Genomic DNA, 25,886 nt, shown 5'->3' on the forward strand with positions numbered 1-25,886 from the left:
GGCTGAGTTCCATCCCAGCCGCTGACGGTCAGCGTCCCTTGTACACCATGCAGTGGAACATCTTCGGTCCTTCCGGCGTTCCCCGCTCGTAGGTGTCGGTCAGCCGGAAGCCGGCTTTCTCGTAGGCGCGCTTCGCACGGCGGTTCCAGATGAGCACTTCGAGGTCGATCTCGTCTCCGGGCTTGCGCCGCTTGGCTTCTTGGACAAGCAGCGAGACGAAGGCCGGGCCGAGCCCGTCTCCGCACAGATCGGGCCGCATCGCCAGACCGAGGCGGGTGACGCCCTGGATGGGGAAGAACTGCGCATAGCCCATCAGCTCGCCGTCCTCCGGGTCGACCACGGCTGCATACTGCTCCTGCCTGAGCTTGGGATCGCCGATCTCGATTTCCAGCTTTCTGAGCACTTCCCAAGGATCGTTATTGTAGACGTCATAGGGGGGCTCGAAGCGCCAGCCGCATACTTCCTCGGCATGCCGCTCCGTCATGGGCACGACCTGCCAGCCCAGCCCGCCGTCGGGTTTATTCGTCATATAAGGGTTCACTCCTTCGGCCGTGATAACGGTTGCCCAGCATGGCCATTATACCATTCCCGATTGCTCTCATGATATGATGGGGAGACAACAGGAACTCATCATGTCAAACTTGCACCTGAGGGAGCTGCGATGCGAAAACTGATTTTGCTAGGTTGCCTGTCCTATTTCGTCATAGGGCTTGCCCATGTCGTCGCCGGGGCGCTGCTGGAGCCGGTCATGAAGGAGTATGCGCTTGACTACAGCTCGGCAGGGCAATGGATCACCAACCAATTCATCGGGTTTCTGATCGGCGTTCTGGCGGCGCCGGCTCTCTCCTCGCGGATCGGCCGCAGGAGCACGCTGGTGCTCGCTATGGGAGCGCTGACAATTGCCGAAGCGGTGTACAGCACGCTGCCGCCTTGGGATATCATTCTGCTGGTCGCGCCGGTGGCCGGGTTCGGCTTCGGCATGACAGAGGCCGTCGTAGGCGCGCTGATCATGGACGTATTCGTCAAAGGCAAAGCTTCCGCAATGGGCTGGCTCGAAGTCTGCTTCGGCGTCGGAGCGCTCGTAATGCCCGGAGTGGCTTCCTTGCTCATCCAGGGCGGAATCTGGCCCATGAGCTTCCCGGTGCTCACCGCGCTGGCGGGCATCTGCCTCCTGCTCTGGATGACGCTGTCGTTCGGGGAGGCGGAAGAGGCGGTGGCCTATGTTCCGCGCCGGCCCGTTCTCCTTGAAGGCTCGTCTGGCGAAGCGCCTGCGCCGGGCCTGGATGGTCCGGTCATGGTCAAGCAGAGGACGGATGGCGAAGACGCCGGAGAAAAGGGCGCCGTGCCCGCCGGAACTGCAGGTGAAGACGGAGGGCTTGCCGGAGAAAGGCTGGCTTCTTCCGCTGAGCCTGCTGCCGGTTCCGGCAGAGGTACGGCTGTTATGGCCGATGCAAGAGGGGAGAGCGGGCATCCAGGCCATGGGGCGGCCGCAGCGAGGCAAGGTCTCGCCGAGCCGGCCGGCAGCATCGCCGGCTCCTCGCCGGAGCCGGCGGACCGGCCTGTCCGTCCCCGCTATGCAAGAGGCTCGATGCCGCTGTTGATGGCCGGCATGCTGTTCTTTTTCCTCTATGTGGGAATGGAGATGGTGTTCGCGAACTATCTGCCCTCGGTCATGACCGCGCAAGCTGGACTGAAGGAAGCGGAAGCCTCGGCCGTTCTCAGCCTGTTCTGGGGCACGATGGTGGCCGGACGGCTGTTCATCGGAGCGGCGACCAAGGCGGCGGGCTACCGGACTTATCTGCTCGCATCCGTAGGAGCATCGCTCGTGTCTCTCGTTCTGATGTCGGGCGTATCGGAGTCGGGCTTGTCCTGGATGCTGGTGCTCGTCGCGCTCGCCGGACTGTTCATGGCGGGGATCTTCGCGGTCGCGCTGATCTACGTCAACGAGAAGCTGCCGGGCATGACGGATCGCACGACGAGCCTCATGGTCGCCTGCGGCGGCCTTGGCGGCGCGCTCTTTCCCAAGCTGGCGGGCTGGATTCTCGACGCCTATGACTGGCATGTCCTGCTGCAGATGACCGCCGCGATGGCCGCCATGCTGCTCGTGCTGCTGCTTGCGCTTCTGGCGATGCGGGGCGGGGAGCGCAAGAGCGGGGAGGCTTCGGCTGCTGCGGAGTGAGCCGGAAGGTTGGACTGAAAAAGATGGAAAAGCTGTATCGGCGGTAGCGGGTTGAGCCGGCCGAGTCAAGCAAAAAAGACGGAAAAGTTGCATCGGCAATGGGAAAGAGCGCCGAGCAGCCGAATAGAAGAGGCTGACATTGGCCTCCTGTTCGGATGAACAGCCTGGGTACTTGCAGAACAAGCTCTGGAAGCGTGGTGAAAAAGTGACCGGGGGGTCGGAATCGAGTCGGAAAACCGTCGGCGTCCGCCTTAGTCGTCTGATTTCAACTGCTAATCCCTTATTCAATGAAATCAGAAGGACAACAGCGATTGGAGACCCATACCGACCGCAGGCCACCTATTTTTCAACACGCTTCTAGAATCGCTGGAACCGATCACGGCGCAGGCTTGAATCGGAGCCAAGCCTATTCGCTTATGAGGAGGATTTCGTCCATGGGAACCATCGTTTCGCCGAAATGGCTGCTGGCCCGGATGTATGAACCTGATGTCGTCATCGCGGACTGCCGGTTCGCGCTCGGCAAGCCGCTGTCGGGGCGCTCTGCCTATGAGGAAGCCCATATTCCCGGCGCCGTGTACCTGGACCTGGAGCAGGATTTGTCCGCTCCGGTCGGAGACCATGGCGGGCGCCATCCGCTGCCGGATCCGGAGGCGCTGCAGGCGGTGTTCCGCCGCGCGGGCATCGGCCCGGACTCCCGTGTCGTCGCGTACGACGACCAGGGCGGGGCGATGGCCTCGCGCCTGTGGTGGCTGCTGAGCTGGCTCGGTCATGACGCGGTCTACGTCATGGACGAAGGCTTCGGCGCCTGGCAAGCCGCAGGCTTTCCCGTGACGGCCGAGACGCGCATCGTCGTCCCGGGCGGCTTTGCCGCCAGGCCGCAGCCGCATCGGCTCGCGGGCCTGGAGGAAGTGCGCGCCGCCTCGTCTGCGGCGGCGCCAGGGGCTTGGGCCGCCGGCGGCAGCGGCGGCCATGCCGGGACGGATGCGGCCGGCGGGCGCGCATCCGTGGAGGCGGTCCAACCGGGGAATCTGGCCCCGGTTGACCGCCTCGGCGTCGAGGCCTCCGTCGTAGACGGCCTCGAAGCGACGTTCGGCTCGGCAGAGGAGCCGAACGAGGCAGCGGAAGGGGCGGGCGAAGCCGCCGCCCCGCTGCTGATCGACTCCCGCGACCCGAACCGGTACGCGGGCATCGAGGAGCCGCTCGACGCCAAGGCCGGGCATATTCCCGGCGCCGTCAACCGGTTCTGGAAGGGCGTTCAGGACGAGCAGGGCCGCTGGAAGTCCGGCGCGGCTCTGGACGAGGCTTTCGCCGGCATTCCGAAGGACCGCGAGCTGATTGTCTACTGCGGCTCCGGCGTAACGGCCACGCCGAACGTGCTCGCTCTGGAAGCGGCAGGCTTCACGAATGTGAAGCTGTATGCGGGCAGCTGGAGTGATTGGATTTCGTACAGCGATAATCCGGTGGCGACAGGGGACGAGTAAGAACCGAGAAGCCGTGTCGGACGCGGGTTTGGGGGCTGTGACAGGTTAGGAGCGAGTGGCCTGTTGCAGTCCTTTTTGGGCTTTTCTGCAAACAGCTTGCAAACAAGAACCCGAAGAAAGCAGTGCAGGAACCCCGGAGCCAACCACAGCGAGGTGATCGGGTCAAATGGTTGTTGAAGAGCTGTAAGGTCAAAAGCATTATTCAGCCACACCCTTATAAGGCAAAAAGCGGAGCGCTAGCTAAACTAAAAGAAGAAACTTCTTCTTTTGCTCTGTCCTGTCACTCCACTGTCACTCCACTGTCACCCTCGGTCACCTTCTGTCACCTTGGTGGCAGTTCCTTTCGCTCCTTCTCCGCGGCTCCGAGCTTAACTTTTGTCACGCTGTCACCTTCTAACCTCGGTTCCGAGCCATCTAATATTGCATTTCAGTTGTTCTTGGGTTCACATCGGCATCTCGGGCGTGACAAATCTTGTTCCGCTGCACCTTAGGCTACGATTCCCGTTCGCTGCCACCCCCGTTACAACAAGTGGCAGTCAACCGGGACAAGGAAAACCCAAGATAATTAATAATATTATAAAATATGGGATTTAGATAAAATCATTTTGTTTAATATTCACCATCGGCCGATAATTCTCTTGGGGAGGCTCAGAAGTTGAAAATTTTTAAATGGTCTATAATTCTTTCCTTATTGAGCATTCTTCTTTCTGGCACCTATTCGCTTACTGCTTCAGCCGCCGAAAATGAAACGACCATAACTTATAATCTTGATGTATTATCCCAATCGCAGCTAGCTCCTAAATTAAGTGAAATTAAAAACCATCTGGATAAACCGGGAAACACTATTGTTTTTACTGGAGAGAATATTCAAAAGCTTTCGCTGTACCAAGAAATTTTGCGGCCATTGCATGTACCATTGTTTTTGGATAATGATGAGTTCTCTGAAATAGAGCCTAACGCTCAGCTTGATGAAAGTACACCTACTGTTAATGGTGAAAAAAACGTTGTTGTCCCCATGAAAACAAATCTAATTGCCATTTATAATGCCAATGGTAAAGTAACGGTCCTTCAAAACGAGGAGCCCTCAAGAGCTGCGAATCAGCTTAATTCCGCCGAAGAGATGATTGGGACAAATGAAATGAATCCGTTGATTTCTCAATTTAAAAGTGACATGGATGCCAAGTTTTCTTCAAGGGACTTTAAGGTTTCTACTCAGGCAACGGCACAACAAGGCGATATTTTAACAAGCATTAGGAAGTCCTTTTCTGTAAATGGTTCATATACACCTCCGGGTGGAGGCTCAGTAAGCTATGTCGCTGGAAAGGCAGTAACTGATTATATTTTATATGCTAATAGTGCGGGTACACATTTTTATATTCTTGCGGATTCCCAAATTTCACCGGCTGGTGTGGCGGATACAAACAATGCGGTATGGACGGCTGGTTATAAATCCAATATTAGAACGAACTCAACAACCAATAAACTGATTAGTTGGTCCCCTAATACGTCGGGTCTTAATTTGGAAAATGCTACTCAATACCAAATTGGTGCTAGTGTAAGCGGTACGGGAATTGAATTGAGTTTCAACTATACTTGGCAAGGTCAATCTTCCACTGTAATGCAGGGAATAGGGGATAAGACAAGTGGGCTTACAACCAATTATTATTCCAGAAATGGAAATTCCATTTCAGGATATGGGCTCTCCGGTTCAAAATTCACAGTCGGCCATGGGGCTTTAATCAATGCAACCAACAAGGTATTATCATTCTCGGCAAGTCATCAATTTGGCAACGGAAACCTATATTCGAATAACCTTACATGGTATACGACAACGGCAACGAATTTATCCTACAGCTTCTGACTGAACTAGACTTATCAATTGAAAAGGAATACTATCATCGTGGATGGAAATAAATAAACGGGGGGATTAACATTAGAATTTTTCTAGGGTGTACTTCTCTCCTTTCAGCTGTCATCGTACTCTGTACAGGCTTCATTATTTCATGTCTAAAATCGTTATATACCGCAGGCTATGACAACGCAGGAGCGTTCCGGTACAGCTTATTTGACGTCCATATATTCTGGTTCCTTGCTCCTGTTTTGCTTGTAATAGCTGGAATTATTTTATTGTACTCAGCACGAAGCGACAACCATTGAGCACAGACTCATCAGCTACACCAAAAAGGCCCCGCAGAAGGATCTGCAGGGGCCTTTCCTTTCCGCTTTATCGTTCCGCCATCCGAGAAATTTCCCCAGCTGCCATTCAGGCCTTATCCGCTCTCTCCCTCGTATCCCAGACTCCGCGGCCTAGCGCTACAAATAGAAGCGGAGCAAGGAAAACCACGTCTACGAAAATCTCTTTGAATTCTTTGCGTCTGATTAGCGAATAGGCATAGTCTGTGAAAAGGAAGAACGGCACTGCCAGGGCAAGATTGCCTGGCAATGCCGTTTTTTATATTTCGGAGGAAACGGCTACAGAAGCTCGCGCCGCAGCTGCTCGGCCGACTTCGGCGACAAATAGCCGATCGGAAGGTCGAAAAGGGTTTTCGCCCCCTTATTTCCCTCTTGGCTCAAACGATGCCCCGCTCTCGCGCAGGCGACCAGAACGCTTGCCGTGAATTCCGGATTGCTTTCGAGCTTCAGGCCGAACTCCATGATCTGCTTCGTTCCTGTACCGGTCACACCGCTCCGGATGACAAAACCGCCATGCGGCATGCCTTGATGCTCGGCTTGCAGCTGTTCTTCGGTAATGAAGGTTACGGTCGTATCGTAGTCGGAGAAGTAGTTCGGCATGGTGACGATCGTCTCGGCAATCGCCTCTTTGTCCGCGCCTTCCTCCGCAACGACATAACATTCCCTTACATGCTTGTCCCGCGTCGCGAGCTCCGGCGTGTGACCCGAACGGATCTGGTCGATGACTTCTTGAACCGGCACCGTATATTGAACTCCTGCCTTGACGCCAGGTACCCGGCGGATCGCATCGGAGTGGCCTTGGCTGACGCCTTTGCCCCAGAACGTGTACTCTTGGCCTTGGGGAAGAATGGCTTCCGCCAGAAGACGGTTGAGCGAGAACAGACCCGGGTCCCAGCCTGTCGAGATAATGCTGAGGGTGCCGGACTGCAGGGCTACGGCATGGACCTTTTCAAAGAATTCCGGAATTTTGGCATGGGTATCGAAGCTGTCGACGGTGTTGAACATTCCCGCAATCGCGGGAGTCTGCTCAGGAAGGTCGGTAGCCGAGCCTCCGCATAGGATCATGACATCAATAATCCCCTTATACTGCTCTACGGCTGAAATATGTTCGAAGCGGATACCTTCTCCGCCGATCATTTCATCAGGCTGTCTGCGGGTAAAAATAGCCGCAAGCTCCATGTCCGGATTTTGAGCGATCGCTTTCTCCACGCCTTTTCCGAGGTTTCCGTAACCTACGATGCCTATTTTGATTGTCTTTTGCACCAAAATCCCTCCCGATTGGGTTCATTATGTATATCCATCCAGTATATATAGAGGTTACATGAAGTGTAAATTAGTTCATGAAAAAAGAGGATTCGGGAGAAACCCTTCGACCCCGTCCCGTTCCCATTTGAGACCTCTCCGCGGTTGGTCCGTATAGTACGGATAACACAAAAATCCGTTTTTTGGCAAAGATGGAGGGACTGCGAATGCGATTGCGGATCGATGGAGTCGTCAAGGAATTCGACGGCAAAAAGGTGCTCCAGGGAGCGTCCTATACGTTTGAGAAAGGGAAAATCTACGGCCTGCTTGGACGCAACGGCGCGGGCAAAACAACGCTGTTCAACTGCTTGAGCGGAGAAATGGGGATGGACGGAGGGAAAGTGCTTCTGGAGGAAGACCGTCAGGCGCGGGAGCTGGACGAGCAGGACGTCGGCTACGTCTATTCGCTGCCCATCCTGCCCGAGTTCCTGACCGGCTACGAGTTCGTGCGGTTCTTCATGGACATCAACCGGGGCAGGCTGCAAATGGACCGGACCATCGATGAATACTTCGACATGATGAGCATGACCGAGGAGGATCGGCATAAGCTGATCAAAGGTTATTCCCACGGCATGAAGAACAAGCTCCAGACGCTGCTGTTTCTCATCACCAAGCCGCTGGTCATCCTGCTGGATGAGCCTCTTACTTCCTTCGACGTCATCGTGGCGCTGGAAATGAAAACCATGCTGCGGGAAATGAAAAAGGACCATATCCTCATCTTCTCCACGCATATCCTGCAGCTCGCCTCCGACCTATGCGACGAGCTGGTCGTTCTGAGCAAGGGCAGGCTGTCCTCCGTGCCTGCCGATCTGCTGCGCAGCCCGGAGTTCGAGCAGAGCGTCATCGATCTGCTGAAGGATGAGAGCCATGCAGAGAACGCTTAGCATTCTCATCGCGATCCGCACCTCGTCGATGGCGAATCTGTTCGTCTATTACCTGCAGAAGCTGCCGCTTGTCGGCAAGCGAATTCCCGACGGGCTCTACGCCAAGCTGGGCGCGAAGAGGATCTTGTCGGCAGCGGCATTCCTTCTCAGCCTGCTCGGGAATTTTGCCGGCAAGCTGGCGTTTGTCGGACTTCTTCTCTATCTGCCGGTGTCGGTCATGCCGGATCTATCCGGAGACGGGCGGTGGACGCTGTTTCTTCATCTGTTCTTCCTGACCAGCTTTGTCGCGGCTGGCGTCAGCGCAGCGACCATTCTGGAGCCCAAGCGGGAGAAGTACGTCGCCGTCAAGCTGATGAGGCTGTCTCCGGTCCGATACATGAAGGCGACTCTGGCGTACCGCTATGGGACATATTTTGTTTTTTATGTGCCGGTCCTGATCATTTTCGCTTCGGCGCTAGGGGCTGGCGCGCTGGATGCCATCCTGCTTGCAGCGGCGCTGACCCTGTGGCGGATTCTCATGGAATACCTTCATCTGCTGCTCTATGACCGCAAGGGCATCATCCTGATCAAGAAAGTCGGGCTGGTCTGGACCGTCATCTGCCTCTCGTTCGCGGCTGCGTATGCGCCGCTCCTGAACGATGCCGTACCCGCGGCCGGAGCCTGGATGCTCAGCCTGCCGATTCAGCTCCTGATGGCGGCGGCCGGCTTGCTTGCGGCCGTCCGGCTGTGGCGCTACAAGCATTACAGAAGGACGGTCGATGCCGCCGCCAAGCGGGATGACCCGCTGCTGGACGTCGGACGGATGATGTCGGAGGCGCAGAAGACAAGCGTCCGATCGAAGGACAGCGACTACTCCCTGCAAGCCGGACGCAAGCTGGAAGGACTGGAAGGCTACCGCTATTTGAATGCGATCTTTTTTGCCCGCCATCGGAGCCTGCTCGCGGCTCCGGTCAAAATGCGCCTCATCGTCATTGGAGCGGGGGGAGCCTTGCTGGCCGGAGCCGCGCTGGCATTCCGCGGGCAGCTCGACGGGCTCGGACTGGAGCTGGCGATGATATATCCGTATCTTTTGCTGGGGTTCAACTTCATCGCGGTCGGCGAAAAAATGTGCAAGGCCATGTTTTATCACTGCGACCTCAGCCTGATGCGGCACAGCTTCTACCGGTCGGCAGCGAGTCAGCATTTCCGCCTGCGCCTTGTCCGGATCGCAGCGTTCAACCTGCTGATCGCTGCGGCTCTCGGCACGGTCCTCACCATCCTGCAAGCCGCGGCGGGCAAGGAATGGTGGGGGATGGAGGTTGCGCTGGCATGGATATCGGTCGTGTTCCTGTCGCTCTTCTACTCCGTCCATCATCTCTTCATGTACTACTTCTTCCAGCCCTACTCTACAGAGCTCAATGTGAAAAATCCGCTGTACTTCATCTTCAGCTTGATCATTTCCATGCTGGGAGGAGCCTGCATCGTGCTTAAGCCGGCAGCGGGCGCCTTCGCCTCCTTGGCGGCAGGCTTGGCGCTGGTGTATCTGGCGGCCGCGCTGCTGATCATCCGCCGCAGCGGCAAGCGCACTTTCCGCGTGAAGTGAAGAAGAGCGGACATCGGCTGCTCAAAAGGGGAGGGAGAGCTCGCCCAGCGGCCTCTCCGAAACGGTTCAAGCGCAATCGGCCGCGTGCAGTCGCGGCCGATTTGCTTTTCATGTTTAGGGTTGAAACAACATATCCGGCCGTTATGGCGTCTTTAAGGATGTTGGCAAAACCTGATCATCTCAAAGACAGGCACGATGAACTGGGGATACAGCAAGCAATACTCGGGTGATTTTATTGACGGCAAACGTGCGGGAACCGGAAAATATATCAACGAATACGTTCTTGAAGGCGAACGGCAAAAAGTCGTGTACTCCGGAGCCTGGAAACAGGATCGGATGGATGGAGACGGAACTCTTACCCGCAAAGCAACCAAGGAAGACGGCGTTGTCCGAATGAACGAGATTCAAACCGGTACGTTCAAGAACGGCTCGCTTCTATACGGATATGATGTCATCCATGCGGTCGCGGATCCCGATTTCAGCTTCAGCTACAGAAGCAACCAGGAGACGCTGCAGATCATGGGAGGACATGAGAATTTGAAGGCCTCCTTGAAACAGGGAACTCTTTTCAGCATCGATTACCGCAAGGGCTCCATCCGCAAGAGCTGCTCCATATTCCCGGCAGACACCAAGGCGGCTCAGCGTGAGCAAGATGCGGCCCTCAAGTATTTGCAGGGCATTCAGACCCGCTTGGGGCCCTACATGGAAGAGTTTGAACGGTTGTCCAAGCAGGTTCCCTTGAAATAGGATCCTCTAAACATGCCCTCGGCTGATTCCGATATAAGGATGATCCCTTCATTGCCGGGGGACCCAGCCGAAACAGGGCCGATTTAGCAAACGATTTCAAAGGGAGCATGGACTGCATGTTTAGATTTAGAAGCCGTCTGGTATTCAAGCTGTCGATCATGATTTTGTCGACCCTCGTCATCCTGTCTTCCGCCTTGATCTATCTGCAGATACGCAGCACCAAGAAGGCAAGCGAAGAAGCGATAGGCAGCTTCAGCATGCACACGGCGGAAGCTTATGCGGGGCAATTCGATTTGAAGTCCTATGAAACGTATCTGAAGGATGCGCGGGCAAATGATCTCTATTGGAGCCTTCGCGAGCAATTGAACCGGTATCGGCTGCAGATCGGGGCGCAGTACGTCTATACGGTGAGAATCGACGATAAAGGTCAGCCCATCATTGTCATCGACGGCCAGCCGAAGGGATCGGATTCGGCGTCGCCGATCGGCGAGGTGACCGATGTGCCCAAGGAAGCGGTCGAAGCGATCCTGAAGGGACATACAGCCAAAACCGGCATCATCGAGAATCCGGAGTACGGGGATTACATTTCCTCTTATGCGCCGCTTCACGATTCGGCCGGAACGGTTATCGGGGCGATTGGAATCGATACGGATGTATCGGTATACGATACGATCTATCGGGAAGTCATGCATAAGAGCATGCCCGTATTCGCTCTGATGGGAATCCTGACGCTGGCTGTGTTTCTGCTCATCGCGCTGTTCATGTCCCGGGCTCTGAGGCCCTTGGGAATGATCGTCCAGGGTGCGGAAGCGATGGCCCGGGGGGATCTCGCGGAGGCGAAAAGCCATCTGGATATTCGGCGGGCGAGCTCGAAGGACGAGATCGGACAAGCTTATTCGGCCATGATGAAGATGACCGAGAGATTGGGCGTCACGCTCGGGGATGTCGTCCGCGATGTGAAGATGACCACGCATGACCTCGTCCATTCCACGGATCAGTTCCAGACGGAAGCGGACGGAATGGTAGCTTTGAACGTGCAGCTCGGACAATCGATCGCGGACATGGCCGAGGGAGCGGAGCATCAGCGTTCCGGGGCGGAGGAAAGCGCAAAATCGATGGAGGAGATTACCCAGGCCATCCAACGGGTGTCGGAAGCTTCATCCAGCGTGTCGATCGCTTCCATGGGAGCGCTGGAAACAGCGGAGCAGGGCAGAAGCTCGATTCTCTGGCTGAGAGAGCAGGTCGCATCCATCTCCGATGTGGCGGAGCAGACGACGAATTCCGTGCAGGTGCTGAACAGGTACATGCATGAGATAGAACCCGTGCTCTACGCGATTGCGACCATCGCCGAACAGACCAAGCTGCTCGCTCTGAACGCCTCCATAGAGGCTGCGAGGGCGGGAGAGCATGGAGCGGGATTTGCTGTCGTGGCCGGCGAAGTCCGGAAGCTGGCGGAGTCGTCTTCCGTGTCCGTGACGCAGATTACCTCGCTCCTTCAGCAAATCCGGCAGGAGTCGGTTCTTATCGGCGAGAGGATGGCGGAGGAAGCCGAGGAGATGGCCAGAGGAACAGAGCTTTCCACCCAGGTGGAGGCGCTGTTTGTCGATACGGTGGATCGGTTCCATATGGTGAACAGCCATATCCAGGAGATTTCCGCCGCTGCGGAAGAGGTGCTGGCGGGCTCCGAGGAGGCCGCCGCATCGGTAGAGCAGATCGCCCGGATCACAGCGGCAACGGCGGAGAACGCGGCATCGATCCAGCGGATGTCAACGAATCAGCTGGAAGCGGCCAAACGGATTACGGATACAACGGAGCTGCTGAAGAAAAGGAGCTCCACTCTGGAGTCGGCGGTCGGAAGGTTCAATTTGTGACGGATCAGGCATGCAGAGCCGGGGGGGGGGGACGATCACCTCGGCTCTGGTTTTTTAATGCGGACCTAACAAAGAAAGATGGAGGATCCCTCATGGATCCTCCATCTTTCTTTGTTGAAGCGATATGCCGCTGCCTGTCTTGCGCCTGAGCTAAAGACCGTAGATGCGGCTGTACTTCTCTTCCAGGTAGTCCACTAGATAGTCGGCCTTCAGATCCTCGCCGGTGACCTGGCGGATCAGCTGCTCCGGCGTGTAGAGCTTGCCGTGACGATGAATCTTGTCCTTCAGCCATTCCTGGATGCCTTCGAAGCGGCCGGCTTCGATGTCGGCATAGAAGTCGGGCTTCTCGCGCAGAATCGTGTTCAGCAGCTGGGCTGCGTACAGGTTCCCGAGGGAGTAGGAAGGGAAATAGCCGAAGCCGCCGAAGGACCAGTGGACATCCTGCAGGACGCCCTCCGTATCGTTGGCAGGCGTAATGCCGAGGTATTCCTGCATCTTCCCGTTCCAGATCGCCGGCAGCTCCGCCACCTCGATGTCTCCGTTGATCAGCGCCTTCTCGATCTCATACCGGATCATGATATGGAGGTTGTACGTCAGCTCATCCGCTTCCACCCGGATCATCGTCGGCTGCACGCTGTTGATCGCCCGGTAGAAGTCATGCCGGCTGACGTCTTCCAGCTGCTTCGGGAAATGCTCCTGGAGCTTGGGATAGAAATACGCCCAAAACGACTCGCTGCGGCCGATCATATTTTCCAGGAAGCGGGACTGGGATTCGTGGATGCCGAAGGATGCTCCGCTGGATAGAACGGTTTCTTCGTAGCGCGGATCGATGTTCTGCTCGTAAATGCCGTGTCCTGCCTCGTGGATCGTCCCGAATACCGCAGAACGCACATTGTTTTCGAGATATCGGGTCGTAATCCGGACATCCCCGGTGTTCATGGACTGGGCGAACGGATGCACCGTCTCGTCCAGCCGTCCCGCGTTCATGTCGAAGCCGAGGATCGGAAGGAAGTAGTGGTTGAATTTTTTCTGCTGATCCACCTCGAAGGCTTGCTCGAAGACGGCTGTCGAAGGCTTGCTGCCGGAGCTGTTGATCCTCTCCAGCAAGGCTACGCTGCTCTCCCTCAGCTTGGCGAACAACGGATCCAATGCCGCGACGCTCAAGCCCGGCTCGAATTCATGCAGAAGCGCATCATAAGGATGGTGATCATAGCCGAAAATCTCCGCCATCCTGCGGTTGAAGTCCACGATCTTCTCCAAATAAGGCTGGAAGAGGGAGAAGTCGCTCTTCTCTCTGGCTTCTTCCCATGCATGGTTGGCTTTGGAGGTGAGGACGACATAATCGCGGTACATGTCTTCGGGGATCTTCTTGAAGCGCTCATATTCTGCGGTGCGCTCCCGAAGCTGCGCCTGCGTCATTTCGTCCAGGTCAGCCATTACCTCGGGAGCGGACAGGAGGCGGAGAAGCGAGCCCATCTCCTCCGACACGGATAATTTGAACTGCTCCGTGCGGAAGGTCCCGAATGCTTTGGCGAACAAGTCTCTCCCTTTCTTGGGAGCGGTCACCTTCTGATCCCACCCGACCAGACTCGAGATCATGCTTAGATGAGCGATCTTCTCTTCCAATGCCTTGAACTGGCCGACAGCTGTCCGAATGTTAGGGTCGAGGGATTTCAGTTCCATGCAAAAGCCTCCCATTAGAAACGATTGTTGTTTCCTTCATGAAAAAGACTGATCAGTCTATTTTATTTAATCACTTTTTTTTCCTGTCATCAAGAGAATTCAGGAACAGAAATATCCGGGAGATTTCCGCGGCAGAGGAAGAGGGCCCGCTGCTAGGAGGGGGGTTGGGATAGAAGCCTGCCCACCTTGGAGGTCGTATCGTCATCGGATGGGATATTGATCGTGATGGTAAGGTGGGGAGCATCCGATACAAGAAACGACACCTGATCAAATACGAGCAGCCCGACTTCCGGGAGATGATTTCTTTTCTTTCCTTCAGGGCCATTCAGAACATCGTGCTTCGGCCACCATGCTTTAAACTCCGGGCTAGCCCGGTTGAGATCCTCGATGAGCTCCACCCACCAAGGATTGCCGGCGAATTTTCCGTAGCTGGATCGGAACAGAGCCAAGCGGTGCCGGGCGTGAGTTTCCCAGTTATCCCGAAGCAGCTGCCGCACATACGGCGAAGTGAATGTCCGCCATATCGTATTTCGCTCGCGTGCCGACATCCCCTCGTAATTCCCGTAGATCAAGTTCGCAGCTCGGTTCCAAGCCGCAATATTGAGGCCTTGATCGGTCACATAGGCCGGACTTGTTCCCTGGAGGTTAAGGAAGCGTTGGATAGTCGGACTGATCGTGTTGACGGCCGGCATCGGGCTGACGGGCGATTGCTGCAGGGCCAGCAGGAATAAATGGTTCCGTTCATTGGAATCAAGCTGGAGAGCCCTTGCGATGCTGTCCAGCACTTGGGCGGATACTTGAATGCTCCGCGCCTGCTCCAGCCATGTGTACCAGTCCACGCTGACGCCTGACAGCTGGGCCACTTCCCCGCGCCTGAGTCCAGGCGTGCGCCGCCGGCCGCCATGAGGCAAGCCGGCTTGCTCGGGCGAGATCCGGGCTCGGCGCGTTTTCAGAAACTGCGCCAGTTCAACAAGCCTCGCAGAGTCGGATGGTTCCATAGCTCCTCTGTCCTCCTTGTTATCGTAGGAGGACGACTCCTAGGATAATCCCTCATCTTATTCCAGTATGCGAATCATTATACCCTATCCATGAAGACACGGAGAATGCTTACCATTGTCATGGAGGGGGACTTGCTTTGGAAAAAGCAATGCAAACAAAGTCCAACAGCTTGGGCAAGCCGGCTAAAGCCATGCTGCTCTTCGGGCTTTCGATCGGATACTTTATGGTGCTTCTGGATATGACGGTGGTGAGCGTCGCGCTGCCGGCGATCCGCGATGACTTGGGCGGCGGAATATCCGGCCTTCAATGGGTGGTCAACGCCTACACGATCGTATTTGCCGGGCTGCTGCTGTCCATGGGCGCATTTGCCGACAAGCTCGGGGCCAAGCGTGTCTATGCAGTCGGTCTTACCCTTTTTCTCGCAGCATCGGCCTTATCGGGAGCCGTTTCGACTCTCGGGGCGCTTATCGGCTTGCGCGCGCTGCTTGGCGTAGGAGCGGCGGCACTGACGCCGGCCTCGCTCACCCTGATCGCCCATGCTTACCCTGTGCCTGCGGAACGTGCCCGGGCGCTTGGCATATGGGCTGCGGTTACGGGGATAGCGATGGCTTCAGGACCTGTTGTCGGAGGGCTGCTTGCGGACTCGTTCGGTTGGCGCAGCATATTCCTCCTCAACCTGCCGCTTGCATTCATCAGCTTGCTCATGACGTTCCTGTTCGTCAGGGAAACGGAGCTCAAGCCGAGCCGCGGCTTTGACTGGGGCGGGCAAATCACGGCTGTTGCAGCCATAGCTGCCTTATCGTTCGGACTCATGCAAGGGCAAACGTACGGATGGAGATCGCCGGCTGTCATGGCGGCAATCAGTCTGGCCCTGGTTGGCGCCGTCCTCTTTGTGCTTGTGGAAGCCAAAGGCAAGACGCCGCTCCTTCCGCTGCGCTTATTCAGGAATGCGACGGTATCGGCGGGATTGCTTGCCGGGATGGCGATCAACATCGGCTTGGCGGGAATTCTATTTGTGCTGCCCTTGTTCCTTCAGCAAGTACGCGGATTTTCGGCGCACACAACAGGCCTCGCGCTCCTTCCCATGATGGTTCCGATGGCCTTCAATCCCATTCTGACCGGTCGGATCGTGGCCCGCATCGGCGCGCGGATACCGATGGCAGCAGGCTTTGGCCTTGCGGCGGCGGGCACATGGCTGCTGGTGTGGACGGATGCGGACGCAAGCGACGCCCTTGCGCCGATTGGATTGGTGCTGTTCGGCTTCGGAGTGTCCTTTACGATTCCGGCGTTGATGACGGCCGTAATGTCTTCCGTCCCAAGGGAGCAGACCGGCGCGGTGTCAGGCGCTCTCCATTCCAGCCGCCAGGTTGGAGCGGCGCTGGGGGTCGCCATTCTCGGCTCGATACTGGGCGGCAGCAATTCGTTGAGGGCCGGGATGCACTTGGCGCTGATCGTGACGGCGGTTGTTTTGATCGGCGGCGGCTTGCTTTCGTTCCTGTACATCGGCAAAGACCAGGACCGAAAGTAAAAAGGCTGCAAGTTTCTTGCAGCCTCCATGCAGGCAATAAACCGGCCTCGAAGGCCGGCCTTGACCGTCAGGCAATGACAGATAGGAGCGACGGAATACCCGGTTCAGAGCGTCCAGCGGCAAGTCATCGTCAAGCTGTCGCCGTCCATTTCCGCGGCAAGCGAGCCGTTCATCTTCACCATCAAGCTTTTGGCGATGGAAAGGCCAAGCCCCGATCCTTGGGAGGATCGGGTGCGGTCAAGCGTATAGAAGCGGTCGAATAGAAGGCTCAAATCGCTGCCGGATAATTCCTTGGCTTCATTGACGATTCGCAGCTCGGCTTGCTCCCCGCGCCGCTCGAAGAAGACGTCGACCCGTCCGTCCGCATGCTTGATCGTATTGACGAGCAGATTCTCCACGACCCTGCGCACGGCTTGCCCGTCGGCATATACAAGGATTTCTTCATCCGGAAGCATCAGGTTCGGCATGATGCCGCGTTCGCTGAACCGGTCGTAGAACCCGACCAGGATGTCGGACAGGAGCGCGGTCATCCCGAGCCGCTCCGATGCAAGATGATAATCCGTGGATTCGACGACGGACAGCTCGAAGAAATCGTTCAGCAGCGCCTGCAGCCTTTTCGTCCGGTTTTTCACGATGGCGACGTACTCCAGCTTCTCTTCGGGAGTGATCGAGTCCGCTTCCAGCAGCTGAATGTAGCCCATGATGGAGGTCAGAGGAGTGCGGATATCATGGGAAACGTTCGCTACCGCTTGCCTGAGCTCATTCTCGGTTCGTCTTCTCAGAGCCTCCGCTTCCACGATGAGATCCGACTGGCGGTTGATCTGCCCGGCAAGGTCTTCGAGCTTTCGGTCGAACAGAGCGGCATCGAGCTTTTTGCCGGTTGTCCGCTCGTTGTAGCGTCGCAGCTGCTCTGTCATCCGTCCCAGCTCCCGCCTCGTCAGGAGCAGACGGGCAAGCAGGAGAGCCGCCGCTGCAACGGACAGTATCGTTAGAATCAGCAGCATTCTCCCGCCGCCTTTTTATTGTTATTTGATTTCTTTTCTGCGATAGACGGCAATGCCGAGCAGTCCCGATGCGACAATCGTCAGCACGGGCACAAGCACCATAGCGGGCAGCTCGCCGCTGTCGATGCGGGGAGCGCCGATATCGCCGATCCGCTTGAAGATGGAATAGTCATACACGGTAGCCAGGAAAGGAATGCGTGTGCCCAAGCCGACCAGAACGGAATCGATCATCACGAAAAAAATGATGCTGAAGCCGATCGTCTTGCCGCTATCGGTCAGGATGGCGGTGAATAGAGCCCCGAGAGCAGCGTATCCGGCCGCATACAGCATCGTAAGTCCGAGCGCCCTCGGGATGTAGAGAGCCGAGGTTCCCTCCGGGAGATGGCCGAAGCCGGATAGAATCGAAGCTTCAATCGTGCTTGCGACCGGAAAGACGAGGGAGAGAGCCATGGCTCCGGCCAGGAAGCCGGCCAGCTTGGCTGCGAACAGCTTCCATCTGTCGTTGCCCGACGAGGCGATCGTCTTCATGACACCGGTCGAATATTCGTTGGCGATGAAAAATCCGGCCAGGATCGCGACTCCGAATTTAATGATGAATCCGTTTCCCGAGATGAACTGGACCAGAAAATCGGCGCCCGTTCTCTGCGGCTCTCCGACGCTGTCGAAATAGTACAGGAGCGGATAGCCCAGCGAAGCGCAGGCGAGCAGAAGCATCAGCATCCGGAACGAACGGTCCTTGCGGAGCTTGAAGAGCTCGGCACGGATAAGATTATACATGGGAACCACCGCCGATCCGCTTGGTGAAGTAGCTCTCCAGATCTTCTCCCATCGGAGTGAACTGCTCGATCTCCAGTCCTGCCGAAAAGAGAGCCGATGATACCTTGCCCGGCTGGTCGATGGGGCTGTACAGCTTGATCGCGCCATCCGGCAGCACTTCGAATTCGGCCGTGCCCAGCTCGCGCTGGACAACCGCTGCCGCCATGTTCGGATTGTCGGCTTTGATCAGCACGTACTGCTGGCATTTGCCGTTCAATTCCTGGGCGGTAAGCTGTTCCAGCAGCTGGCCGCGATGGATGATGCCGTAATGGCTCGCCAGCAAATACAGCTCGCTCAGGATGTGGCTGGAAATCAGGATCGTTATGCCCCGCTCGCGGTTGAGACGCTTGAGCAGCTCCCGCATTTCCACGACGCCCATCGGATCCAGCCCGTTGGTCGGCTCATCCAGAATGAGGAATTCCGGATCGCCCAGAAGCGCGATCGCCAGGCCCAGCCTTTGCTTCATGCCGAGCGAGAAGTTTTTCGCCTTCTTCTTGCCGGTTCCTTGCAGTCCGACCAATTCAAGGGTCCTCGGGACACAATCCTTGCCGGGAATGCCGCGCAGGATCCGGTTCGCCTCCAGATTCTCGCTGGCGGTCATATGGGGGAACAGGGCGGGGCTTTCGATGATGGACCCGATCCGCTTGCGGGCCTCGATCAAGGACCGCTCGTCGCTGGCCCCGAACAGCTCGATCGAGCCCTCGGTCGGAAAGGCGAGTCCGGCAACGATGCGGATCAAGGTCGATTTCCCGGCCCCGTTCTGCCCGATGAATCCATATATGGAGCCTTTGCGGATAGACAGCTCCACGTTGTGAAGCGCTGTGCTGCTTTTGAATTTCTTGGACAGCTGGTTCGTCTGCAGGACATAGTCGCCCGTCATGGTCTTGGCCTCCTTCTGTTGATAGACCAAGTATAGAAACGAAACCATAAGAGGAGCTAAAGCCGATTCTAAAGAATGTCTTAAGGCTTGAGCCGGTACCCGATGCCCCAGACGGTTTCGATAAAATCGCTCCCTGGCGCGGCTTTCGCCAGCTTGCTCCGCAAATTGCTCATATGGACGTTGATCGTGTTCACATCTCCATAGAAGGGTTCGTTCCATGCGCTTTCGTACAGATTGGCTTTCGTGAATACTTTGGTCGGTGCGGACAGAAGCAGCGCGAGAATTTCATACTCCCGGACGGTCAGCGCAAGCTCCGTTCCATCCGCCGCCGCCGAATTCATGCTGCGGTCCAGCATGAGGCCCTTATGCCGCAGCAGCCCGGGCATGACGGGCTGGGCAATCCTCGCATAGCGGCGAAGATGGGAATCGATCCGGGCGGATACTTCCTCGATATCGAAAGGCTTCGTGATGAAGTCGTCCGCGCCTCCGCGCAGCGCCGACACTTTGGTCCGCTGCTCCGCTTTGGCTGAAATGACGACCACAGGCGTATCCGCCATCAATCGGATGCGCTCCAGCAGCTCCTCGCCCGGCATTCCGGGCAGCATCAGATCCAGCAGGACGAGGCTCCAGCGGCGCTGCTCCAGATAGAGCAGCGCTTCCGTGCCGGAGAAGGCGGGCTGCGGCGTGTACCCGCTTTTTTTGATGATGCTGCACAGCAGCCGGCTGATATCGCTGTCGTCTTCAGCAACCAGAATATGGATCGGGCTGTCCATGGGCTCTCCTTTCCCGATCTGTAATTTGCCGTCATCGGGTTGTCTAGCCCCTATGATAGCCGATTTCTGCTTGCATATCGAGACGGAGGCGACGCCGCCGCGGGTTATGAGCCCGCGCATGCCGCATCTCCGCCATGCGCCCGTGCCGGCAATATGCGAGGGTGGAGGAGCGGCGGCACGACGATCCGAAGCCTCTCTTCCATGAAAAAAAGGACACCCGGCGAGGTGTCCCTTGGCGCCTTTCATGCGGCAGGAGAACAGCGGCGGAGGCTGAAGCCGCACGGCAAGCGGATCTAGTTCTCCGTGAATCGCTCAAACGTTCTCTGGAAAATCTGAATCGACTGCTCCACCGTCAAGCTGCCTATCGGGTCGAAGCTGTTGCGGCCGACGCCCTGCATCAGGCCGAGGCCGACGGAGCGGTAGACGTCGGCCTTCGCCCACGAGGCGATGGCTCCGTCATCGGCGAACGCAGCGGCTGGAGCGGCGGATGCTGGCGGCCTTCCGGCAGCGGCTGAGAGCTTGCCCTCCAGCCGGGTCAGCAGAGCCGCGGCCTCCTGGCGGGTAATCTTCGCCAAGGGAGCGAATTCGGTCGGGGAGATGCCGCTGATCAGTCCGGCAGACACCGCCTTGGAGACATTGGAGTCGCTCGTATCCTGAAACGGCTTCTGGTCGGCCGGAAGGCTGCTTCCCGTCGTGTTCTCGTAAACCCCGACGAGCATGCGGACGAAGTCGATGCGGCGGATCGGCGTCTGATACTGAGTGTCCAGGGAGTAGGGAATGAGACCGGCGCCCTTCGCCTTCGCATAGGCTTCCTTCGCCCAGCCGCTCGGGGTGTCGCCCGGCGCTGACGGCCGCACGGTGACGTAGAGCGAGTTCTCCTGTCCCAAATAGTTGCTGTAGCGGATATAGGCGGCACCGGCCTTCACGCCGCGCAAGATGCCGGAGGAATCCACCGATGCAATGGAAGGATCGCTCGATTCCAGCTGTCCGGCCACTCGGCCTGCCACCGCGCCTTCGCCTGTGGAGTAGAGGCGCAGCGGCACGCTCTCGCCCGGCGTTATCGCGATCGCGTCGCTGCCGAACCGCTTCATTTCCGTCATGCGGAAGAAGACCGTATCATACTCGATCGACGTTTCCGGACCGGTCTTGGAGCGGAGGCCGTCTATGCGCACATGGAAGCGGTCATCCTCTTTGAAGTCCGATATGCCTTCCGGACGGAATATAATGCAGACCGGAATGCCGCCGTAACCGCCTTTGTCGATACGGAAGTATTCGCCGGACTTGTCCGTATCCGACTTGTCCAGCATCCATTTCCGGCCGTCTCCTTGCCGGGTCACCGTTACGGTGATGGAGTCCGTGTCGGTTTTGTCGTACCGGTCCGTGTTCAGCGATACCGACCAGGCATCCGAGGGCGAGAACGCTTCGGACGGGAAGTAGCCTGCCGCCGGCCAGCCGATGAAATCATAATCGACGCTGCCTGCCGCCCTTCCCTTGTCAAAAACGTACATGGAGGAGTATGGCGACCCGTAACCGCCCGTCTCGGCTGCCCGGACGTAGCCGAACATCGTCTTGGTCATCGCCGGATTCAGAATCCATCTGCGATGGCCGACCCGGTCGATATTGCTCGGATCGCTGTCCGACATGTAGCCGAGGACACTGCTGTACAGCGTCGGGCTGCCCATATAGAGGTTGCTGCTGCCCGCTCCGGCGTATCCGAGCTTGTATGGTCCCTCCTCCATCCCAGCCGGCTTGGCCGGGGAGTGGCTGAGCTTATCGTTCAAGGCGTTGATCAGCGATGCGGTCTGCTCCTGACGGTCGAGGCTCCAGTCCGGCTGCACGTCATCGGGGACTCCGGCCAAATAACGGACGAAATTCGCCGCCCGCACGCCGTCTTCGATATACTCGGCCTTTAATTTGCCTTCCTGGAAAGGAGCCGTCAGGCTCGGCAGTTGCTCGTAAATGTCGTTTCCGCTCATGTAGGAGAAAGAGCGCTTCATCGGCAAATAATTCTGCATCCATTTCTCGACGATTTGCTCCTTCGTTCTCTCTGCGGTCGTTCTGCTGATGTTGTCAGCAGCCTCGGCTGCCTGCGGCCAAACGGCCAGCATGCCTGCGGCCAGGGCGCCTGCGCAGAAGACGGCAGCCGTCCTCGGCATCCAATCGCGGGGCTTTGAAGCGGTTTGATTGCGGTTCATTTGTTCCCACCCTCTTCTCTCTATTTCATCTCATGGCCTTCACCTCGTTATCGGCGGCAAAGGAGAGAATCGGTAGGCCGCAAGCCGGGCGACGGGCGATCGCGCATGAAGAAAGAAGCCGGCAGCCTGCAGATGAGAGCAGGCCGTCGACCTCAAAGGAAAGCATGGATGCGGGTTGTTGCCGGCACAGGGAAGGCAGAAAAAGGACAGGCTACCTTTTGACCGCCAAGCAATAGTTCACATGATCGAAAGCCGCAATCGGGTGCTCAGGCTGGCTGTCATTATAGGCTTGGAACAGCTGAAGGGTGACTTCTTCCGGCTCCAGATGCCGATCGATCCGCCAGCCCAGCCCTTCAAGCATCCGCTCCAGCTCGGAGCGGGAGTAGGCTGCCTGCATCGGCTCGCCGGCACGGGCGGCCATCATGAGCTGCTTCTGCGCCCGTTCGCCTGCCTGCGGAGTGAAGGTCTGCTCATCCGGATAATCGAAGACGATGCCGCTGCCGGCCGGAAGCAGGGAGGCGATGCCGGACAGCAGCTGCCGGAAGTCCTCTTTGGCCAGGTAGTAGCTGATGCCCAGCAGGCTGCAGAAGCTGACCCGCTCGGGATTGAATCCGGGGCTGGCCAGCACATGCCTCCGCCAGTCCGGCTCGCGGAGGTCGGCGGAGATGAAATGAAGATTGGGAGGCGGGTCCATGTCCAGGCCGGATAAGCGGGCCTGCTTGTCGGCGGCGGTGACGGGATGGTCGATCTCGAAGATGTCGAGCTGCGAGGCCCATTCCGGCTGGCGGTAGGCGAACGTATCGTAGCCAGCGGCGAAGATGAGGTACTGCCGGGCTCCAAGCGCGGCGGCAGAAGCCAGTGCCTGCTCGGCAAAGGCCGCCCGCCCGAGCGGAGTGGGCGAAAGCTGATGGTCGACAACCTGGCGGAGAGCCTGCTCCCTCGTCCCGGAGAACCCGGGCTTGAAGAACGCGATCGCCTGCGACATGTTGGCGGAGATGCCGCCGTACTCTTCGTCGGTCAGCAGCAGCCTGGCGATCCGGTCGTCGAAGATTTTGACCGGATTGTGCTCGGCGTGGTAGGCGCGCGAGAAAGCGCTGACGAGTGCCGTCAAGCTTTTTGTTTCCATGATCATCATCACCTCTATTCCGTTGTATCATTGGGGTGAATGAAGAAACAACACTTGACTTTATTGTATATTTATGTTATAATATTGCGTTAATTTTTGCATATTTCACGATTTAGACATATTTGAGGCGATTTTTTGGGTGTCTGGCCAATCAGTCTGCTATTTCACTCTGTCGATCGAGAGGGGCCAGAACGAACTCGCGATACGTTTGGTTGCTTTGATTGCGCTTCAGGAAAGACGGTGATGAAAGCAAGGACGGACAACCCGCTGCACGGCTGGAGGCCGAAGATCTGCTCGATCAAGCAGCCGTGCCGCAGGATGGCGCCTGGACTTAAGTCTGCTGGACAGCTGGGTCCTCTGGGATCGGCTCTCGTCAACAGTCTGTCGCTTTGGCCTCCAGTGCGTATACAAATTGCCGCTGCGCCCAATAGCTGAACAGGAAGAGGGAAGCTTCCGTCATCAGCTTGGCGGCGACAAGCGGAATGCCGATGCCGGAATGGAAGAGGAGCATCAGGCCGTAGTTCAGCAGGACGATCACTAGAACGAGCGAGAAGTACCGGGGCAGCGATTTTCGGATCGCGGCCTTATTGCCAGGGTCGAAAACCATGCGGCGATTCATCGTGTAATTGAAGATGGAGCTGCATAGCCGCGCTCCGATGACCGACAGGAGCAGGCTGGACGTCAGCCATTGGAGCAGGAGCAGCAGCGAGAAGTCCACAATCGCGGCGAACCCGGAGGACGCGCAGAACTTCAGGAACGGAAAGTAGACCCGGGCGGAATCGGCGAGCGGGCGGAAATGGGAGGACTTGTTGTCCTCGAGATAGACGGTGTCGATCGGCACCTCGACCAGTCCGTAGCCGGCTTGGGGAGCTTCGAGCAGCATGTTCATCTCGTATTCGAAGCGCTCGCCCGGAACCTCGCACAGCCAGTCCAGCATGTCGGAGGAATACCCGCGCAGGCCGGTCTGCGTATCCTGGACAGGCCTTCCTGTCGCGAGGGCATAGACCATCCGCGTCGCCGAATTCCCGAAGCGGCTCCGCATGGGAACCTTGCCGGTGAATTGCCGGCTGCCGAGCACGATATGGCGGCGATGCTCGCGGACCGCCTCCGTAATCCGCAGAATGTCTCCCGGCAGATGCTGCCCGTCGCTGTCGGCGCAGACGACGCCTTCGCCGCCGCCCTGCCGCCGCACATAGTCGAAGCCGGTCTTGAGCGCGCTGCCTTTGCCTTGGTTCGACCGATGCGTCAGCACGGTGCAGCCCGTTTTCTCCAAGGAATCGAAGATCGTCCGGTAGCGCTCGCCGCTGCCGTCGTCCACGACCAGAATCGGGTCGGAGCTGACCTCCTTCAGGCTGCCGACAAGGGCGAGAAGCCGCTCATCCGGCTCGTAGGAGGGAATCAGGATCGTCATGTCGTTTGCCTCCTTAGGACTCGGGAACATAGATGATGTCGCTCACGCCTCGCTCGCGGCCTTTGCCGAGCGGATTGTTCACGACCCGGCCCATGAAGTACATCGTGGACGATCCGCCTCCGTCGAGATTGTAGGCCTCGGTGGCGCCGAGCTTCTTGAACAGGTCCGCGAACTCGGTGAGCGTCATGCCGCGGCTGTAGCCGCTGCTCCTTCCGTCGACCACGACAAACACCAGATGGTTGGGCGCGATCATCCCGATTCCGGTCCGAGGATTGGAGTCTTGAATGGAACGGTTGCCGAAGTTGCTGTCGATGCGCACGCTGCTGAAGTCGCCTGCGACCTCGCCGTCCTTCACGAGAACCGGGCCGAAGGAGAATGTGTTCGTCGCTCCCTCGGCAAGCAGGTCGGCGGAGGAGGTCTGTTCTTCGTCATAGGTTTCCAGGGTGCCGTTGCCGAGCAGCGCCAGGCCGTCGCGCGCCGGCTCGTCCCGGTACAAGGTGCCGTTGCGGATGATCACTCCATCGCTGCGGAAGCCGTAGTAGTCGCCGTTGATCGCCAGCACGGCGTTGTTCGCCGCAGCGATCGCCGACGTGTTTTCGGTGATGTTCGTGCCGAAGGTGTTTTTCGCCAGGGCGGTCAGCACGTTCGCGCTGTCGGCAAATTTCACGTCCGCCACGAAGTAGGTGACGGCATCCGAGCCGGAGCCTGTCTGGACTTTCTGGATGCTTATCGTCTGGTTGTCATCGGAATAATTCCAGTCATCCGACTGGACCTGCGCTGTGGACGAAGCGGCCGTCGTCTGCCTGACGGCGGTGCTGTTCGGGGCGACGACGACTTCGGCATGCTCGATCAGATAGCGGTCTGCCAGACGGTACAGGACGGCGGACAGGATGAGGAGGAACATCGCGATGATGGCGATGATTTTGGTTTTTTTGCGCCGGCGGAACATGGCCGATCACTCCTTCGAGAGGTTGTTGCCGTTATCTTAGATCCGCTACCTGTAATGAAACTTAAATGCGTGGGCGCCGATCCGCCAGCCGCAGAAAATGCATTTACAATCCTTCCGGATTTCAGTATCATCAAAAGTAAATTCCGACTGTGCGTGACTGGCGGAGCATGGGTCCAACCATGAGGGAGCGCATGGATACAGCAGCCGTACGCCTGGGCAGAGGTAAGGGGGATACCCCTTGCCTCTTTGCGTTTTTAAGCGGACAAAAAAAGGAGAGCTGCCG

The 25,886-nt window shown here is 57.5% G+C and carries 20 protein-coding genes and 1 riboswitch; of the genes, 8 read left to right on the forward strand and 12 right to left on the reverse strand.

What is annotated here, in order from left to right:
• Positions 1-28: 28 nt before the first annotated feature.
• Positions 29-529, reverse strand: coding sequence for a GNAT family N-acetyltransferase (locus CIC07_RS00675; RefSeq protein WP_076359603.1), 501 nt, complete (start codon positions 527-529; stop codon positions 29-31).
• 132 nt (positions 530-661) lie between these two features.
• On the opposite strand from CIC07_RS00675, the gene CIC07_RS00680 reads away from it, so the two are divergent.
• The 3 genes from CIC07_RS00680 (at position 662) to CIC07_RS00690 (ending at position 5,521) form a co-directional block, all read left to right on the forward strand.
• The gene (locus tag CIC07_RS00680) at positions 662-2,179 is read left to right on the forward strand and encodes an MFS transporter (protein WP_076359602.1); all 1,518 of its coding nucleotides are present in this window, start codon (positions 662-664) and stop codon (positions 2,177-2,179) included.
• Between the two features lie 434 nt (positions 2,180-2,613).
• The gene (locus CIC07_RS25260) at positions 2,614-3,660 is read left to right on the forward strand and encodes a sulfurtransferase (RefSeq protein ID WP_234993107.1); all 1,047 of its coding nucleotides are present in this window, start codon (positions 2,614-2,616) and stop codon (positions 3,658-3,660) included.
• A 655-nt stretch (positions 3,661-4,315) separates the two neighbouring features.
• Positions 4,316-5,521: a hypothetical protein gene (locus CIC07_RS00690; RefSeq protein WP_139334465.1), complete on the forward strand. Its 1,206-nt coding sequence runs from the start codon at positions 4,316-4,318 to the stop codon at positions 5,519-5,521.
• A gap of 611 nt (positions 5,522-6,132) precedes the next feature.
• Here the strand turns inward: CIC07_RS00690 and CIC07_RS00695 are convergent.
• Entirely contained in the window at positions 6,133-7,116 is a 984-nt protein-coding gene (locus CIC07_RS00695) for a diaminopimelate dehydrogenase (protein WP_076359601.1), read from the reverse strand.
• Between the two features lie 206 nt (positions 7,117-7,322).
• On the opposite strand from CIC07_RS00695, the gene CIC07_RS00700 reads away from it, so the two are divergent.
• The 4 genes from CIC07_RS00700 to CIC07_RS00715 all read left to right on the forward strand — a co-directional run bounded on the left by CIC07_RS00700 (position 7,323) and on the right by CIC07_RS00715 (position 12,239).
• Entirely contained in the window at positions 7,323-8,039 is a 717-nt protein-coding gene (locus CIC07_RS00700; RefSeq protein ID WP_076359600.1) for an ABC transporter ATP-binding protein, read from the forward strand.
• Positions 8,023-9,621, forward strand: coding sequence for a hypothetical protein (locus CIC07_RS00705; RefSeq protein ID WP_076359599.1), 1,599 nt, complete (start codon positions 8,023-8,025; stop codon positions 9,619-9,621). The genes CIC07_RS00700 and CIC07_RS00705 overlap by 17 nt, the downstream gene beginning before the upstream one ends.
• A 195-nt stretch (positions 9,622-9,816) precedes the next feature.
• Positions 9,817-10,368 carry an MORN repeat-containing protein gene (locus CIC07_RS00710; RefSeq protein ID WP_076359598.1) on the forward strand — a complete coding sequence of 184 codons (552 nt, stop codon included), beginning with the start codon at positions 9,817-9,819 and terminating at the stop codon, positions 10,366-10,368.
• 116 nt (positions 10,369-10,484) lie between these two features.
• The gene (locus CIC07_RS00715; RefSeq protein WP_076359597.1) at positions 10,485-12,239 is read left to right on the forward strand and encodes a methyl-accepting chemotaxis protein; all 1,755 of its coding nucleotides are present in this window, start codon (positions 10,485-10,487) and stop codon (positions 12,237-12,239) included.
• Between the two features lie 150 nt (positions 12,240-12,389).
• On the opposite strand, the gene CIC07_RS00720 is transcribed toward CIC07_RS00715, so the two are convergent.
• Positions 12,390-13,922: a carboxypeptidase M32 gene (locus CIC07_RS00720; RefSeq protein ID WP_076359596.1), complete on the reverse strand. Its 1,533-nt coding sequence runs from the start codon at positions 13,920-13,922 to the stop codon at positions 12,390-12,392.
• Positions 13,923-14,074: 152 nt separating this feature from the next.
• Positions 14,075-14,920, reverse strand: a complete 846-nt coding sequence (locus tag CIC07_RS00725; protein WP_094248304.1) for a helix-turn-helix transcriptional regulator — start codon at positions 14,918-14,920, stop codon at positions 14,075-14,077.
• A gap of 137 nt (positions 14,921-15,057) precedes the next feature.
• Here CIC07_RS00725 and CIC07_RS00730 point away from each other — a divergent pair, with 137 nt between their 5' ends.
• Positions 15,058-16,449, forward strand: a complete 1,392-nt coding sequence (locus CIC07_RS00730) for an MFS transporter (protein ID WP_234993106.1) — start codon at positions 15,058-15,060, stop codon at positions 16,447-16,449.
• A 104-nt stretch (positions 16,450-16,553) separates the two neighbouring features.
• Here CIC07_RS00730 and CIC07_RS00735 read toward each other — a convergent pair whose 3' ends face one another.
• From CIC07_RS00735 to CIC07_RS00770, 8 genes are all read right to left on the reverse strand, one after another.
• Entirely contained in the window at positions 16,554-17,453 is a 900-nt protein-coding gene (locus CIC07_RS00735; protein ID WP_234993105.1) for a sensor histidine kinase, read from the reverse strand.
• 21 nt (positions 17,454-17,474) lie between these two features.
• Positions 17,475-18,230 (reverse strand): ABC transporter permease, encoded by a 756-nt coding sequence (locus tag CIC07_RS00740; RefSeq protein WP_076359594.1) that lies wholly within the window; start codon positions 18,228-18,230, stop codon positions 17,475-17,477.
• Positions 18,223-19,149, reverse strand: coding sequence for an ABC transporter ATP-binding protein (locus tag CIC07_RS00745; protein WP_076359593.1), 927 nt, complete (start codon positions 19,147-19,149; stop codon positions 18,223-18,225). The genes CIC07_RS00740 and CIC07_RS00745 overlap by 8 nt, the downstream gene beginning before the upstream one ends.
• 80 nt (positions 19,150-19,229) lie before the next feature.
• Positions 19,230-19,922: a response regulator transcription factor gene (locus tag CIC07_RS00750; RefSeq protein WP_076359592.1), complete on the reverse strand. Its 693-nt coding sequence runs from the start codon at positions 19,920-19,922 to the stop codon at positions 19,230-19,232.
• Positions 19,923-20,215: 293 nt separating this feature from the next.
• Entirely contained in the window at positions 20,216-22,117 is a 1,902-nt protein-coding gene (locus CIC07_RS00755; RefSeq protein WP_076359591.1) for an S-layer homology domain-containing protein, read from the reverse strand.
• 211 nt (positions 22,118-22,328) lie between these two features.
• Entirely contained in the window at positions 22,329-23,243 is a 915-nt protein-coding gene (locus tag CIC07_RS00760; protein ID WP_175619222.1) for a class I SAM-dependent methyltransferase, read from the reverse strand.
• Positions 23,244-23,616: 373 nt separating this feature from the next.
• A complete protein-coding gene (locus CIC07_RS00765; protein WP_076359589.1) occupies positions 23,617-24,654 on the reverse strand; it encodes a bifunctional glycosyltransferase family 2/GtrA family protein in 1,038 nt (345 codons plus the stop codon).
• 13 nt (positions 24,655-24,667) lie between these two features.
• Complete coding sequence (locus CIC07_RS00770; protein WP_076359588.1) at positions 24,668-25,603, reverse strand: phosphodiester glycosidase family protein; 936 nt, start codon at positions 25,601-25,603, stop codon at positions 24,668-24,670.
• A gap of 143 nt (positions 25,604-25,746) precedes the next feature.
• A riboswitch (ZMP/ZTP riboswitch) is annotated at positions 25,747-25,828 on the forward strand.
• The last annotated feature ends 58 nt before the right edge of the window (positions 25,829-25,886 follow it).

Source organism: Paenibacillus sp. RUD330, from assembly GCF_002243345.2.
In the GTDB taxonomy this organism is placed as follows: Bacteria; Bacillota; Bacilli; order Paenibacillales; family Paenibacillaceae; genus Paenibacillus_O.

Bases quoted from the DNA above. Each gene is read 5' to 3' on its own strand.
- CIC07_RS00675 (WP_076359603.1), bottom strand. From the start codon at position 529: ATGACGAATAAACCCGACGGCGGGCTGGGCTGGCAGGTCGTGCCCATG.
- CIC07_RS00680 (WP_076359602.1), top strand. From the start codon at position 662: ATGCGAAAACTGATTTTGCTAGGTTGCCTGTCCTATTTCGTCATAGGG.
- CIC07_RS25260 (WP_234993107.1), top strand. From the start codon at position 2,614: ATGGGAACCATCGTTTCGCCGAAATGGCTGCTGGCCCGGATGTATGAA.
- CIC07_RS00700 (WP_076359600.1), top strand. From the start codon at position 7,323: ATGCGATTGCGGATCGATGGAGTCGTCAAGGAATTCGACGGCAAAAAG.
- CIC07_RS00705 (WP_076359599.1), top strand. From the start codon at position 8,023: ATGCAGAGAACGCTTAGCATTCTCATCGCGATCCGCACCTCGTCGATG.
- CIC07_RS00710 (WP_076359598.1), top strand. From the start codon at position 9,817: ATGAACTGGGGATACAGCAAGCAATACTCGGGTGATTTTATTGACGGC.
- CIC07_RS00715 (WP_076359597.1), top strand. From the start codon at position 10,485: ATGTTTAGATTTAGAAGCCGTCTGGTATTCAAGCTGTCGATCATGATT.
- CIC07_RS00720 (WP_076359596.1), bottom strand. From the start codon at position 13,922: ATGGAACTGAAATCCCTCGACCCTAACATTCGGACAGCTGTCGGCCAG.
- CIC07_RS00725 (WP_094248304.1), bottom strand. From the start codon at position 14,920: ATGGAACCATCCGACTCTGCGAGGCTTGTTGAACTGGCGCAGTTTCTG.
- CIC07_RS00735 (WP_234993105.1), bottom strand. From the start codon at position 17,453: ATGCTGCTGATTCTAACGATACTGTCCGTTGCAGCGGCGGCTCTCCTG.
- CIC07_RS00740 (WP_076359594.1), bottom strand. From the start codon at position 18,230: ATGTATAATCTTATCCGTGCCGAGCTCTTCAAGCTCCGCAAGGACCGT.
- CIC07_RS00745 (WP_076359593.1), bottom strand. From the start codon at position 19,149: ATGACGGGCGACTATGTCCTGCAGACGAACCAGCTGTCCAAGAAATTC.
- CIC07_RS00750 (WP_076359592.1), bottom strand. From the start codon at position 19,922: ATGGACAGCCCGATCCATATTCTGGTTGCTGAAGACGACAGCGATATC.
- CIC07_RS00755 (WP_076359591.1), bottom strand. From the start codon at position 22,117: ATGAACCGCAATCAAACCGCTTCAAAGCCCCGCGATTGGATGCCGAGG.
- CIC07_RS00760 (WP_175619222.1), bottom strand. From the start codon at position 23,243: ATGGAAACAAAAAGCTTGACGGCACTCGTCAGCGCTTTCTCGCGCGCC.
- CIC07_RS00765 (WP_076359589.1), bottom strand. From the start codon at position 24,654: ATGACGATCCTGATTCCCTCCTACGAGCCGGATGAGCGGCTTCTCGCC.
- CIC07_RS00770 (WP_076359588.1), bottom strand. From the start codon at position 25,603: ATGTTCCGCCGGCGCAAAAAAACCAAAATCATCGCCATCATCGCGATG.